Genomic DNA, 13,251 nt, shown 5'->3' with positions numbered 1-13,251 from the left:
ACAGGCCCAGGACCCCGTGCCCACGACCGACCCCAGGATGCGCTCTCCCGGCCGGTGCCGGGGTCGCGGCCGTGGTCGACGCGCCGCCGCGTTCCTGCGGGAACGCCGGGCCCGGGTCTCATGGCACCTGGGCCTCCCGGTCGGTCGCGCCCCCGTCGGCGGCGAGCCGGGCGAGGTGCTCGCGGTGCCCCATGAGGACACCCACGACGTAGGCGAGGTTCATGCGCTCGCCGGTGGGCGCGAACCCGGCCGGGAGGTCCGCTGTCGGCGACCCCAGGGCCTCCGCCACCGTGCCCGGTACGGGCACCGGGGCGGCCGCGCGCCGGACGCGGCCGGCACGGGTGCGGCGACCGGGCCCACGGGCCGGGACGGGAGTGGCCGGTCGAGCGCTGCCCCTGTCCCGCCGGGCGACGGGCGGCCGCACGGCGGACGCGGCGGGCCGTGCTGCCGCGCGGGAGCGGCCGGGCGACCTCGCCGGCTCCGCGACGACGGGACCCCCAGGACGGCGACCGGTCCGCCGGTCGACGGGGTGGACACCCGTGAAGACCTCGTCAGGGTCGGGCCCGGCAACCTGCTCGGCGGGGTACTGGACGGCGGGATCCGTGCGGCCGGCCGCGGCGAACACGGCGTCGGCAGGACCCCAGACGCGGCGGCCGTCGGGGGTGGTGACGACCAGCCGGCCGTCGCGGCGGGTCATGGTCAGGTCCAGGTCGTGGGCCAGACCGTGGTCGGCATCGCACAGCAGCACCAGGTTGGGCAGGTCGGTACGCCCGCCGAAGATCCAGTGCCGCAGGTGGTGGGCGTGCAACCGCTCGATGCGGGTCTCGTCGCATCCCGGGCGGGCGCACCCGCCGTCGCGGCGCAGCAGCGCCCGGCGCTGGCCTCGGGTGGCCAGCCGGCGACGCCGACCGCAGGCGAGCACCTCCGGGCCGGCGTGCACCATGCCGACGACGGTGGCCTGGCAGGGCATGCGGCGCACCCGGGCCGGCGAGAGGGCCGGCCCGCCCTCGAGGTGTGCGCGGCCGGCCGCCGCGTCGTCGGCGAGCACCGCCGCGTCGACGTGGACGACCACCTCACGGCGCGGCGGGTCTCCGGCGCGACGACCGGTGCCGGCTGCGACCTCGGCCAGCGACACGAGGGCCGCACAGCGGCGAGCGGTGGTCACCGATCGGTGTTCTCGACGGTCAGCGACGCAGACGTCCGCACCCGGGGCCCTCCCCGGGTGGATCGCGGCGGCGTCCGGCACCGTGGCCTCCGCGGCCTTCTTCCCTGCCGCCCGCTCGCGGCGGGCGGTGCGCTCGGCGAGCGAGTCGACGGCGGCCAGCAGGTGGGCACCCTCCTCCGCCGGGAGCCGGACCCGCAGGTGCAGGCTGCCGCCCTCCGCCCAGTCGACGTCGAACCGCGGCTCGGCGGGAGCCGGGGTCGGGTCCGCGTCGCGGTCGGCCCGTCGCCACTGCCGGATCACGCGCTCGGTCTGGGAGGCGGTTGCGGCCAGGGCGAAGTCGAGCAGCGCGGTCTCCGTGTGCGGCTCGGCGACCCGGGTGAGCGCCCGCACCTTCGCGTAGGACAGCCGCCCGGCGGCATACGCGGCCGCCGTGACGGGCAGCCCGCGCAGGGCGCGGGCGACGCGGACGTGCTCCCGTGCCGTGCCCGGCGAGATGCCGCACTGCCAGGACAGCCAGTGGGCGCAGGAGCGGACACCGAAGCCGCCCCAGCCCTCGCGCTCGTCGAACTCCGCCACCAACGCCAGCCATGCCGCGCCGGCGGCGGCCAGCCGCACCGCGCCGGCGCAGATCTCCCGTGCCAGTTGGTCCACCGACCGCGCTCCGGCCGCGTCACCGTTCGAAGACATGTTCGAACGGTAGGCCCAGGCACCGACATAACCGCAGGTCGGAGGCGCGCCTGCAGGCACGGCACCTCGGCCGGGGACATCGGCAGGGGTGGCCTCCGGACCGCCACGGCTCCACCGGAGGAGGCGTTCCCGCTGGAACGCCAACGGCGCCGGCCGGGTACGGGCCGAGCCACTGCACCCCGCGACGAGTTCGGGCCGGGACCCCTGGCGGAGGTCCCGGCCCGATGGGTGGAGCTGAGGGGACTCGAACCCCTGACCCCCACACTGCCAGTGTGGTGCGCTACCAGCTGCGCCACAGCCCCGTGCTCGTCGGCCCGGCGCGAACCCCCCGAGCCGTGAGCAACTGTACAGGGCCGTGCGCGCCCCCCGGCGCGGGGGGGGGCGGCGGGTCAGCCCTCCTTGAGCTGCGCGATGCGGACGTGGTTGCCGAACGGGTCGCGCAGGCCGAAGTCGATCCCGTAGGACTGCTCGGTCGGCTCCTCGGTGAGCTCGACCCCGCGCGCCCGGAGCTCGGCGTGCGCCGCGTGGGCGTCGTCGACGGCGAAGAAGAGGTGCCCCCCGGCCGCCCCCTTGGTGACCAGGTCACGGACCTGCGCGGCGGTCTCCTCGCTCATCGCCGGCGGCCCCGGCTGCTCGAGCAGGATCTTGTGGTCGGGGTCTCCGGGGACGCGCACGGTCAGCCACCGCATGAACCCCAGGTCGACGTCCGTGTCGACCTCGAGGCCGAGCTTGCCGACGTAGAAGTCGAGCGCCTGGTCCTGGTCGAGGACGTAGATGCCGGAGATGTTCAGTCGCTTCATCATGGGCTGCACGCTAGGGACGGTCAGGACGGCGGCGCTTCTCCGAAACTGCTCGGTCGCAGCCAGGCCCGCGCGAAGCAGGAGGGGACGGGCCCGATCGGCCCGTGGCGGCGGTAGGCCGACGGCGACTCCCCGACGATCTCGCGGAAGACCCGGCTGAACGTGCCCAGGCTGGTGAATCCGACGTCCATGCAGATGTCGGTCACCGAGCGGTCGGTCGTCCGGAGCAGGAACATCGCCCGCTCCACCCGCCGCCGCTGCAGGTAGCGGTGCGGCGTCTCGCCGAAGACGGCCCGGAAGGAGCGGATGAAGTGCGCCTCGGAGACCAGCGCGATCCGGGCCAGGGCCGGGACGTCGAGCGGCTCGGCGTAGCCGCGGTCCATCGCGTCCCGGGCGCGCAGCAGCCGGCGGTTGGCGTCCTCGGTGGCCGGCCCCACGGCGGCATCCCACCACGGCGGGCACGCCCCCGGGGCGGGGACCGGCCGCGGCGGGCTCACACCTCGACGCCGCGCGCCGCCAGCCACGGGATCGGGTCGACCCGCTCGCCGCCGATGCCGCCCTCGTGCACCTCGAAGTGCAGGTGCGGCCCGGTGGACTGCCCGCGGTTGCCCAGCAGGGCGATCGTCTCCCCCGCCTGCACGTACTGCCCCGGCTCGACGAGGATCTCGTCCATGTGGCCGTAGACGGTGACGTCGCCGTTGTCGTGGAGCAGGTAGACGGCCAGGCCGAACCCGCTGGCCGCCCCGGCCCGCAGCACGACCCCGTCGACCGCCGCGTACTCGGGCGTCCGCATCGGGGCGGCGAGGTCGATGCCGTGGTGGAACGTCCCCCACCGGGCTCCGAAGCCGCTGGTCAACCGGGCCCCGTCGACGGGGAGCACGGCCTTGGGCCGGGCGGCCTCGCGGGCGGCCTCCGCGGCCGCCGCCTCGGCCTCCGCTCGGGCCGCCCGGGAGGCGGCGACCTCGGCCAGCCGCGCCTGCGCCTCCGCCACCGTGATGGCCGCCTGCGGCAGCAGGGGCAGCTCGTCGTCGCCCGTGAGCAGCTCCTGCTGCGCGGCGAGGACCGAGGTCGGCCCGGCGGCCGCCTCGGGGGCCCCGGTCCACCCGGACACCCCGGCGACGAGCGCGCCGGCGACCAGCGCGGCGAGCAGGAAGGGCACCCGGCGGGCGAGCGGCACACCGGGGACCCGGGTCGTCGCGCGACGCCGTCCAGCCATGCACCTGCCCCGTCTCGTGGGAGGACGCCCGTTCGGGCCCGGTTCGGGGAGTCATCCAAACACTGCGTGACCGACCTGTGACCCGTAGTCCGGCGTGTCGATCGGGACGCGCCGCCCCGGCACCCCGTCCGCCCCACCGGTCACACCCGTCCCGTGCCGCGGGCCGCTGTGATCCGCGTCCTCCGGGTCGACGGCCCGGGTCCCCGCCGTGTAGTCATGACACCGACACCCGCACCACCCGACGACCCCGGCCTCGACGACGCCGGCCGGGGCGGGTCGACCAGCGCGTGAGGGGGATCGCCCGCACGAACGACGCCGAGGGGTGATGCCGCATGCCGACCGCACCGGGTCCCACCGGGGCGCGGGTCCGCCGCCGGCCTCCCCTCCACGTCGTCTGGTCCTGCTTCCGCGGTCTCTACGGCGACAACCCGCGCGCCCTCCACGAGGGGCTGCTGGCCCACGGCGTGCCCGCCCGCCACACGTGGCTGTGCCTCCCCGAGACCGTCGGCACGGTGCCCGCGGGGGTCACCCCGGTCCTGTACCGCACCCCCGGGGCCCGGGCCGCCCTGGAGTCCGCCGACGTCGTGGTCGCCAACGACTGCCTCTCCATGGAGTGGGACAAGCAGCCGGGCACCTTCTACCTGCAGACCTGGCACGGCACCCCGCTCAAGCGGATCCACCACGACGTGCAGCCGGCCCGGCCCGGCTGGCTGGACGCCGCCGACCGCGACGTCGCCCGTTGGGACCTGCTGCTGTCGCCGAACCCCGTCTCGACCGGCCGGCTGCGCGGGGCGTTCGGCTTCGCCGGTGAGATCGCCGAGACCGGCTACCCGCGCAACGACGTCCTCTCCTCCCCCGACCGCGACGCCGTCCGGGCGCGCGTCCGGGAGCGGCTGGGCATCCCCGACGGCGTCACCGCCGTCCTCTACGCCCCGACCTGGCGGGACGACCTGGTGCTCGACCGGGCCGGGGACGCGCCGGACTTCGAGCTGCCCGTCGACCTCACCGACTTCGCCGACCGGCTCGGCGGGGACCACGTGCTGCTGGTGCGGCTGCACAACATCGTCTCCGGCCGGCTGTCCGTCCCGCCCGGTTTGCCCGTCGTCGACGTCACCGACGACACCGACACCGCCGGGCTCTACCTGGCCGCCGACGTGCTCGTCACCGACTACTCCTCGGCGATGTTCGACTTCGCGGTGACCGGCAAGCCGATCCTGCTGTTCACCTACGACCTCGAGCGGTACCGGGACTCCCTGCGCGGGTTCTACGACGACCTCCAGGCGATCGCCCCGGGCCCGCTGCTGCGCACCAGCGAGGAGCTGGTCGGGGCGATCCGAACCGTGACCGAGCACTCCGCGCGTTGGGCCGGCGCCTACGCGCGCTTCCGCGACACTTTCTGCTCTCTGGAGGACGGGCACGCGACCGACCGCGTGCTCGACCTCCTCTTCGGCACCCGGCCGACGACTCCACCAGGAAGGGGATGACCGTGCGGACCCACGACCGAGCCTCGACGAGCGCTCCGCGAGATCTGGCCCGCCCCGCGGCGCCCCGCCTGCTGCACGCACCGGTGCAGGTGGTGATCCTCGCCGCGGGCATGGGCACCCGCCTGGGCCGGCCCCTGCCCAAGCCGCTGACCCCGCTGCACGACGGGCGGAGCATCCTGCAGCGCCAGCTCGACGTGCTCGACGCGGTGCTGGGCCCCGGCGTCGACGTGACCGTCGTCGTCGGGTTCAAGGCCAAGCGGGTGATGCGGGCGGTGCCGCACGTGCGCTTCTCCTACAACCCGCACTTCGCCGTCACCAACACCTCGCAGAGCCTGCTGCGCGGGCTGCGCAGCTCCCGGGACGGCGGCGTGCTGTGGTTCAACGGCGACGTCGTCTTCGAGGCCGGCGTGCTCGAGCAGGCGCTGCCGGCCCTGCGCGCCGACGAGAGCTTCGTCTGCGTCGACACCTCCACCGTCGCCGACGAGGAGGTCAAGTACACGCTCGACGCCGAGGGCTTCATCGCCGGGCTGTCCAAGAGCGTGTTGGGCGGGCTCGGCGAGGCGGTGGGCATCAACTACGTCTCCGCCGCCGACAAGCCGGTGCTCGTCGAGCACCTGGCCGCCTGCGGCGACCAGGACTACTTCGAGCGGGGCATGGAGACCGCGATCACCACCGAGGGCCTGCGGTTCCGGCCGCTGGACATCTCGCGGTTCCCCGCCGTCGAGGTCGACTTCGAGACCGACCTGGTGCGGGCCAACGAGCTGCTCGCGGCCCGCGCGCGGCTGCAGGCCCTGGCCGGGGACCCGGCCGCGACCGTCACCGCCTGACCCGCCGCCGGCGGCGACCCGCCGCCGGCGGCCCGCTCAGCCCACGTGCTGCGGGTCGCCGGCCGGCTCGGGTCGCCGGCCGGTCTCCCGGAACCGCCGCCCGGCGGCCAGGCCACCGAGCACCAGGCCGGCCCCGAGGGCGACCAGCACGGCGACGGCCGCACGGGCCGGCAACGCCGGCCCGGCGGCGAGCACGTGCGCGGTCCACAGGACGTCGACGTCCGGCAGCCCCTGCACGAGCAGCAGCCACCCGAGGACGACGGCGAGCAGGCCCACCAGCGACCCGCGACCGCGGCGCGCCGCCCACAGCCCCAGGCCGGCCACCGCCAGGGCGGTGAGCGCGGGCAGCAGCGCCGACGCGATGGCCCCGGCGTGCGAGGCGACGCTCGCCGGCGGCTCCGGTGTGGCCAGCGCGTGGTACAGGGCGGCGACGCCCCCGACGAGCAGGAGGGCGCCCAGCGGCCGGGGCGTGCGGGCGGCCAGCCCGGCGGCGAGCCCCGCCGTGGCGAGCAGCGCGTACGCCGGCCACACCAGCCAGGCCGGGGGCGGCGGGCTCCAGGTGAGCTCCCCGCGCGCGGCCAGCGGCGTGCCGCCGTGGCTCATGGGCACCAGCCACTCGAAGACCAGGTGCTCCCGGGTGGGGTCGGCGGCGACCGCCGGGGGCAGCACCCCCTCGCTCATCCAGTGGGTGCGGTGGTCGTGCCAGACGTAGGCGGGCTCCGTGGAGACCCGCTCCCAGTCCGGTGCGGCGTCCGGATCGGCGGACGCCGGCAGCGCCGTGCGGCCGAACCGGTCGAGGTTGATGTAGGTGGCCGGGCTGTTCGCGTTGCGCCAGACGCCGTCCGGACCGATGCGCAGGTAGGGCTCGTCGGAGTAGCCGGGGACCTCGACCTCGGCGGCGGTGCCGTTCACCACCTCGAGCTCGTCGCCGAAGGAGAGCACCCGCACCGACACCCCCGGCACGGCCGGCTCGACCGACAGCACCCGCGCGTCGAAGTCACTGCCCGCGGCGCCCCCGCCCACGTGCGCGGTGGCCGGCCCGGCGAGGAGCAGGGCGGCCACCGCGGCGAGGACGACGACCAGCAGGCGGGCCGCCGCGCGGGTCACCCGCCCGCCACCTGCGTCAGGTCGGCGGCGATGTCGCGGCTGGTGTTGCCGGCGTCGAACGCCACGTGCGCCTGGTCGTCGGCGCCGTACAGCAGCAGGAGCGAGGAGTGCAGCCGTCCCTGGTCCTCGGCCAGCGGCACCCCCGCGGCCAGCTGCGCCTGGTCGATCGCCTGCTGGTCGCCGGTGAGCCCGGTGAAGGGCACCGGCAGGTCGGCGTCGAAGCGGTCCAGGTACTCGCCGAGCACCTCGGGGGTGTCGGTGGCCGGGTCGGTGGTGACGAACACGACCTGCACCTGCTCGGCCAGCGCGGGGTCCACGCCGCGCAGCGCGACCGCGACGTCGGCCATCGTGGTGGGGCAGATGTCGGGGCAGTCGGTGTAGCCGAAGAACAGCAGCGTCGGCCGGCCGGCGGTGGCCGCCCGGAAGTCGTAGGGCTGGCCCGCGCCGTCGGTGAGCGTGAAGGAGGGCCGCTGGTAGGGGTCGGGCAGGTCGATGCCGGCGAAGCGGTCCTCGGGCCCCTCGACGACCGCGGGGCCACCCGAGTGGTCGTGCCCGGCGGCGGCCCCCTCGTCGGCGGCGGCACCGCCGCAGCCGGCCACGGCGAGGCCGGCCACGAGGGCCAGGGCGGCGGTCCGGCTGCGGCGGTGCGAGCTCACGAGGACACGGTACGACGGCCGGCGCGCCAGCCCAGGAACGCACCGGCGGCGCCCAGCAGCAGCGCGACGACGGAGAGCACGAGGGCCGCGGTCCCGGTGCCACCGGCGTCCGACGCCGACGCGGCCTCCTGCACGGCCGGCTCGGCCGCTCCGTCGCTGCCCGCGGCGCCGTCCCCGCCGTGCCCGCCCGCGCTCCCGGCCAGGGTCAGCACGGGCGCCGGACGCTCGGGCTCGGCCTGCCCCTCGACCGTGGGCTCGATCCAGGCCGCCTCGGTGCCGTCGCTGTAGACCTGCACGGCCGGGAAGGTGAGCGAGGTCGCATCGGGCAGCGGACCGCCGGAGAGGGCGAACTCCTGGAACTGGCCGGGCTGGATGCCGGCGCCGTCGTCGGCGCGGAACTCCACCACGGACACGTAGGAGGTGATCTCCTGGCCGTGGCTCTCCAGCGGCTCGGCCAGCTCGGAGGTGGTGAGCGTGGCGGTCCAGCCGGGCACCGGCTGCACCCGCAGCGAGGCCATGGCCGACTCCTCGGGGATCGAGATGCGCAACGCCACGGTGCCGGCGGTGTCGCTCTCGTTGGGCACCCGGAAGGTCAGCTTCCCGTAGCCCCCCGGAGCGGCGTCGGTCGAGGACACGGTGACGTGCGCGGCGGCGGCGCCGGCGCCGGCCAGCAGCGCGGCGAGCACCGCGAGCAGGACGACGCCCAGCCGGGCGAGCGGGCGGGTGCGGGACGAGGGCACGGTTCTCCTGTTCATCGGGGGACCCCGATCAGCGGACCGGGAGCGTGGTGGTCGCGGTGCCGGCGGTGAACTCGTCGAACCGCACGGTGACCGCGAGGGTCCAGGTGCCGGCGCCCGGGACGGTCATCCCGTCGCCGACGTAGTGGCCGGGGCCGGCCGGGGCGAGGTCGACCTCCAGCGGGCCGATCTCCTGGGTGGGCTCGGTGAGCGTGACCCGGATGCCGGCCGGCTGGGCCAGCCGGCCGGCCTCGTCGAAGAGGTAGACGTGCAGCGTGTTGGGCCCCACCGCGGCGGGGTCCACCGAGACCTGCAGGCTGCCGGCGGCGCCCGCGGAGGTCTGCACCGGCAGGGTGACGTCGACCGGCTGCGCCACCGCGGAGCGGGCCGGCGGCGTGCCGACCAGCACCGAGGAGACGGCGAGCACGACGACCGCGACGCCGAGCTCCACCAGCACCGACCGGCGCAGCGCCGGGCGCTCGACGACGGCGGCCTCGGCCAGCTGCCCGGCACGGGCCTCCGCGGCCGAGGTCACCGCCGGGTCGGCGCCCGCGGGAGCGGCCAAGGCCTGCGCGGGGACCCGGCGGCGGCCGGCGGGGCGGGGCCGGGCGATGCCCAGGTGCTGCTGGACCCACACCCGGGACACCCCCGCGGCGGCCAGCAGCAGCAGGACCAGCGCTCCCTTGGCCAGCAGCAGCCAGCCGTAGGTGGTCGACACCAGCGCAGCCGGGGAGCCGACCTCGCGGACCGCCTGGACCACGCCGGTCACCACCAGCGCCGTCACCGAGCCGGCCGCCAGCCGGGAGAACGGGGGGAGCGCGGCGGCGAGGTCGGCGGCCGGCGCGTCGGTGCGCAGGACCTCGGCCAGCAGCGCGACCAGCCCGCCCAGCCACACCGCCATGGCCGCGACGTGCACCGCCGCGGCGGCGACCGCGAGCAGGGGCCAGACCCCGGCGACCGGGTGCCCGACGGCGGCGGTGGCCAGGACCAGCGCGCCGGCGAGCCCGCCCGCGGCGACGACGCGCGGGCGGGCCGGCGGGGCGCCGGCCCCCCAGGCCGGGCGCAGGGCCAGCAGCAGCGCCAGCGCCAGCACCGCGCGGGCCGCGAGCGCGATCCCGGTCGCCGAGCCGAGGGTCGCCCCGAGCAGGGCCGGGTCGAGGGCGGAGGCCGGGCCGCTGCCGGCCGCGTACGGCCCCTGCAGCAGGAGGGTGAGCAGCGCCGCGCCCGCGGTCCCCGCCAGCCCGGCGGTGGCCAGGGCCCGCAGCCGCGGCGACGCCCAGCCGGCCGGCCACCCGGCCAGCAGCAGCACGGGGATCCCGAGGCCGAGGGCGAGCCCGGCGAAGCCGAGCCAGCGGGTCACGGGCAGGGCCACCGCCACGACCGGATCGGTGCCCCCGCCGGCCGCCGCGGCGTCGGCCGGGACGAGCTCGCCGTCGCCCACCGCGAACGACCACGCCCCGGACACCGGGTGGGAGTCGGCCGACACCACCCGGTAGGTGACCAGGTAGCCGCCGTCCCCCAGGTCGCTGCGCAGGGGGATGACGACCGTGTCGCCCTCCACGGTGGCGGTGCCGGTGTCCACGCGGTCGCCGGAGGAGTCGAGCACCCGCGCGTAGCCGGCACCGAGACCCACGCCCTCGGTGAAGGTGAGGGTGACGTGCTCGGGGGCGGCCTCCAGGCGGGCGCCCTCCCCCGGGTCGGTGGCGACCAGCTCGGCGTGCGCCGCGGCCGGCCCGGCGGCGGCGACGCCGGCGAGCAGCCAGCCCGCGAGGAGGACCAGCAGCAGCGCCGGCCGGGCGAGGGTGGTGCGGACCGTCACGCGGTCACCCGCTCCCGGGCCAGCGCGGGGAGGGCCCGCGAGCGGCGGCGCCGGCGCCAGGCGAGGGTCGCCACCAGGGACAGCCCGGCCAGCAGCAGCAGGTGGGTGACGGCGCGGTCGGCGTGCACGTGGCCGGCCCGCAGGTCGGCGACGGTCAGGACGGCGAGGAGGGCGGTGAAGGTGCCGAGGAAGGGCAGGGTGCCCGGCGCCAGGCGGGGTGCGGCCGCGACGGCGAGCAGGGCGGCGGCCACGCCGAGGTTCCAGGCCCCGGTCTCGTGGGCCACGTGCACCGGGGCGCTCATCGCCCCCGCCCCGCTGGTCAGCGCCGGCCACGCCCAGGCGGCCTGCGCCACCCCCACCGCCAGCAGCGCCAGGCGGAGCGCCGAGGTGACCAGCCGGGACCGGGCGGCCACCCGGGCACCGGGCATCGTCCGCGGCAGCGCGATGAGCACCTCCCGGGTGAGGTCGGGCACCGGTGGCGCCGGGGCCAGCCGCGCCCGCCGGGTGACCAGCTCGGCCCGCTCGGCCCACCCGGCGCACGCGGCGCAGCCGGCCAGGTGGCGGTCGAGCTCGGCGGGGTCGACCCCGGGCGGCTCGCCGTCGAGCCGTGCGGAGACGGCCTCGCGGCATGCGGGACACTGCATACCGGAGTAGTCGTCGGGGGCGCCCGGCTGGTTCCCCTCTTCTTCGGGACGTCGGCGCGCGCCCCGCCCCGGGGAGGATGCGGCACGTGGACGAGCTGGGGCGGCTGGCCGCCGACGCCGCCGGCGGGGACCCGCTCGCGGCGGCGGCACTGGTGCGCGCCACCCAGTCCGACGTGTGGCGGCTGTGCGCGGCGCTGGGGGACCGCCAGTCCGCCGACGACCTGACCCAGGAGACCTACGCCCGGGCCTTCGCCGCGCTGCACCGCTTCGAGGGCCGGTCCTCGCTGCGCACCTGGCTGCTCTCGATCGCCCGGCGCGTGTGCGCCGACGCCATCCGCGCGCGCCGCCGGCGGCGGCTGACCCTGGTCCGCGACGACGCCGACCTCGAGGCCCTCGGCCCCGCCGGGGCCGGCGACGGGGTGGCCGAGGGGGCGGCGGTCGGCGACCTGCTCGCCCGGCTCGCCCCCGACCGCCGGGAGGCCTTCGTCCTCACCCAGCTGCTGGGCCTGCCCTACGCCGAGGCCGCCGAGGTGGCCGGGTGCCCGGTCGGCACGATCCGCTCCCGGGTGGCGCGCGCCCGCGCCGACCTGGTCGCGGCCCTCGGCGAGGAGGAGGTCGGGTCGGCCAGGGCGTGAACCGGCCGGTGGACGGCGGCGCCCTGCGCTCCTCCGCGCTGATCACCGGGCTCCCGCGCTCACCGGCCCCACCCCCGGCCGCCGTGACGTCGGCCACCCCGCTCGAGGGGCGTCCCGCTGTGCGGGACGCCCCGAGGCGCATATCCCGATCGATCTGGTAGACATTCCGCCGTGGCGGCGACGACGGTGCTCCTGGTGGGGCGGATCCACGTCGACCTGCTGCGCGTCTGCACCGCCCGCTGTCCGGGCCGCTGACCTCGCGCGCGCCGCGCGCCCCCTCTCGCTCGTCCCGCGTCGTGCTGCGCCCTGCCGCGCGCCCGCGGCCCCTCCCCGGATCCGGAGACGCACCGTGAAGACCCTCGTCCTGCTCGCCCTCGTGGGCCTGGGCGCGCAGCTCGTGGACGGCAGCCTGGGCATGGCCTACGGCGTCACGTCGACCACGCTGCTCCTGGCCATCGGCACCAACCCGGCCGCGGCGTCGGCCACCATCCACCTCGCCGAGATCGGCACGACCCTCGCCTCCGGGCTGTCGCACTGGAAGTTCGGCAACGTCGACTGGCGAGTGGTCGCCAAGGTCGGCGTCCCCGGTGCGGCCGGTGCGTTCCTCGGCGCGACGGTGCTGTCGAACCTCTCCACCGCGGTCGCCGCCCCGGTCATGTCGCTGATCCTGCTCTCGCTCGGGGTCTACCTGCTGATCCGCTTCACCCTGCGCGGGGTGGACCGCCGGCACCTCGGCAAGCCGGTCCGCAAGCGCTTCCTCGGCCCGCTGGGGCTGGTCGCCGGGTTCGTCGACGCGACCGGCGGGGGCGGCTGGGGGCCCGTCGGCACGCCGGCGCTGCTGGCCAGCGGCCGGATGGAGCCCCGCAAGGTCATCGGCTCGATCGACACCTCGGAGTTCCTGGTGGCCCTCGCGGCCAGCCTGGGCTTCCTGGTCGCGCTCGGCTCGCAGGGGATCGACGTCCTGTGGGTGCTCGGCCTGCTCGGCGGTGGGCTGGTCGCCGCGCCGATCGCCGCCTGGCTGGTGCGGCACGTGCCGCCGCGGATGCTGGGCTCGCTGGTCGGCGGCGTCATCGTGCTGACCAACACCCGCACCCTGCTGCGCAGCGAGTGGGTGGACGCCGCGGACGCGGTGCGCTACCCCGTCTACGCGCTGCTCGTGCTGGTCTGGGTCGCCGCGGTGGTGCACTCCTTCGGCGAGTACCGCAAGGACCGTGCGCTGGAGTCGGCCGACGCACTGGCCGCCGACGGCGCCCGGGTGCACGACGAGGCCCGGGTGCACGACGAGATCGACCTGCCGGCCGACGCGGCCGACGCCGCCGACCTCGGCCGGGTGTCCTCGGGCCGGCCCAGCGCCCCCCGCGACTGAAGTCCCGACCGCGTCCTGGCTCACCGTTGCCGGGGCGGGGGGGGGCCCCCGGGGGGGGGGGGGCGGGGGGCGCGCGGCGCCCCCGCGGCGCGGGCGGGGCGGGGGGCG

At 77.2% G+C, this 13,251-nt stretch carries 13 protein-coding genes and 1 tRNA gene; 4 read left to right on the top strand and 10 right to left on the bottom strand.

All coding sequences use genetic code 11. The features are described 5' to 3' along the window. Window positions 1-118 precede the first annotated feature (118 nt). The 5 genes from ACI8AC_RS19700 to ACI8AC_RS19680 form a co-directional block, all read right to left on the bottom strand. On the bottom strand, window positions 119-1,852 hold the full coding sequence (locus tag ACI8AC_RS19700; RefSeq protein WP_456899527.1) for a DUF222 domain-containing protein: 1,734 nt from the start codon (window positions 1,850-1,852) through the stop codon (window positions 119-121). Window positions 1,853-2,081: 229 nt separating this feature from the next. Further along, window positions 2,082-2,154: transfer RNA gene (locus tag ACI8AC_RS19695), tRNA-Ala, on the bottom strand. Window positions 2,155-2,241: 87 nt separating this feature from the next. Further along, on the bottom strand, window positions 2,242-2,655 hold the full coding sequence (locus tag ACI8AC_RS19690) for a VOC family protein (RefSeq protein WP_456899526.1): 414 nt from the start codon (window positions 2,653-2,655) through the stop codon (window positions 2,242-2,244). 20 nt (window positions 2,656-2,675) lie between these two features. After that, window positions 2,676-3,089 carry a helix-turn-helix domain-containing protein gene (locus tag ACI8AC_RS19685; RefSeq protein WP_456899525.1) on the bottom strand — a complete coding sequence of 138 codons (414 nt, stop codon included), beginning with the start codon at window positions 3,087-3,089 and terminating at the stop codon, window positions 2,676-2,678. Window positions 3,090-3,145: 56 nt separating this feature from the next. Then, window positions 3,146-3,868, bottom strand: a complete 723-nt coding sequence (locus tag ACI8AC_RS19680) for a M23 family metallopeptidase (protein WP_456899524.1) — start codon at window positions 3,866-3,868, stop codon at window positions 3,146-3,148. A 332-nt stretch (window positions 3,869-4,200) separates the two neighbouring features. On the opposite strand from ACI8AC_RS19680, the gene ACI8AC_RS19675 reads away from it, so the two are divergent. Continuing rightward, a complete protein-coding gene (locus tag ACI8AC_RS19675; RefSeq protein WP_456899523.1) occupies window positions 4,201-5,352 on the top strand; it encodes a CDP-glycerol glycerophosphotransferase family protein in 1,152 nt (383 codons plus the stop codon). Continuing rightward, on the top strand, window positions 5,349-6,179 hold the full coding sequence (locus ACI8AC_RS19670; RefSeq protein WP_456899522.1) for a phosphocholine cytidylyltransferase family protein: 831 nt from the start codon (window positions 5,349-5,351) through the stop codon (window positions 6,177-6,179). The genes ACI8AC_RS19675 and ACI8AC_RS19670 overlap by 4 nt, the downstream gene beginning before the upstream one ends. 36 nt (window positions 6,180-6,215) lie before the next feature. On the opposite strand, the gene ACI8AC_RS19665 is transcribed toward ACI8AC_RS19670, so the two are convergent. Genes ACI8AC_RS19665 through ACI8AC_RS19645 form a run of 5 tightly spaced genes read right to left on the bottom strand, consistent with a single transcriptional unit; the run spans window position 6,216 to window position 11,142 of the window. Continuing rightward, window positions 6,216-7,286, bottom strand: coding sequence for a hypothetical protein (locus ACI8AC_RS19665; RefSeq protein ID WP_456899521.1), 1,071 nt, complete (start codon window positions 7,284-7,286; stop codon window positions 6,216-6,218). Next, window positions 7,283-7,942, bottom strand: coding sequence for an SCO family protein (locus ACI8AC_RS19660; protein ID WP_456899520.1), 660 nt, complete (start codon window positions 7,940-7,942; stop codon window positions 7,283-7,285). The genes ACI8AC_RS19665 and ACI8AC_RS19660 overlap by 4 nt, the downstream gene beginning before the upstream one ends. Beyond that, window positions 7,939-8,682 carry a YcnI family protein gene (locus ACI8AC_RS19655; RefSeq protein WP_456899519.1) on the bottom strand — a complete coding sequence of 248 codons (744 nt, stop codon included), beginning with the start codon at window positions 8,680-8,682 and terminating at the stop codon, window positions 7,939-7,941. The genes ACI8AC_RS19660 and ACI8AC_RS19655 overlap by 4 nt, the downstream gene beginning before the upstream one ends. A 28-nt stretch (window positions 8,683-8,710) precedes the next feature. Then, complete coding sequence (locus ACI8AC_RS19650) at window positions 8,711-10,498, bottom strand: copper resistance CopC/CopD family protein (protein ID WP_456899518.1); 1,788 nt, start codon at window positions 10,496-10,498, stop codon at window positions 8,711-8,713. Further along, complete coding sequence (locus ACI8AC_RS19645) at window positions 10,495-11,142, bottom strand: zf-HC2 domain-containing protein (RefSeq protein ID WP_456899517.1); 648 nt, start codon at window positions 11,140-11,142, stop codon at window positions 10,495-10,497. Before ACI8AC_RS19645 ends, ACI8AC_RS19650 begins: the two co-directional genes overlap by 4 nt. Window positions 11,143-11,228: 86 nt before the next feature. On the opposite strand from ACI8AC_RS19645, the gene ACI8AC_RS19640 reads away from it, so the two are divergent. After that, window positions 11,229-11,777, top strand: a complete 549-nt coding sequence (locus ACI8AC_RS19640) for a sigma-70 family RNA polymerase sigma factor (protein WP_456899516.1) — start codon at window positions 11,229-11,231, stop codon at window positions 11,775-11,777. A 349-nt stretch (window positions 11,778-12,126) separates the two neighbouring features. Continuing rightward, window positions 12,127-13,143 carry a sulfite exporter TauE/SafE family protein gene (locus tag ACI8AC_RS19635; protein ID WP_456899515.1) on the top strand — a complete coding sequence of 339 codons (1,017 nt, stop codon included), beginning with the start codon at window positions 12,127-12,129 and terminating at the stop codon, window positions 13,141-13,143. Window positions 13,144-13,251 lie beyond the last annotated feature (108 nt).

Source organism: Geodermatophilus sp. SYSU D00758 (genome assembly GCF_054049955.1).
The sequence above is the reverse complement of the archived record's forward strand: the minus strand, read 5'-3'. Positions and strand labels throughout refer to the sequence as shown.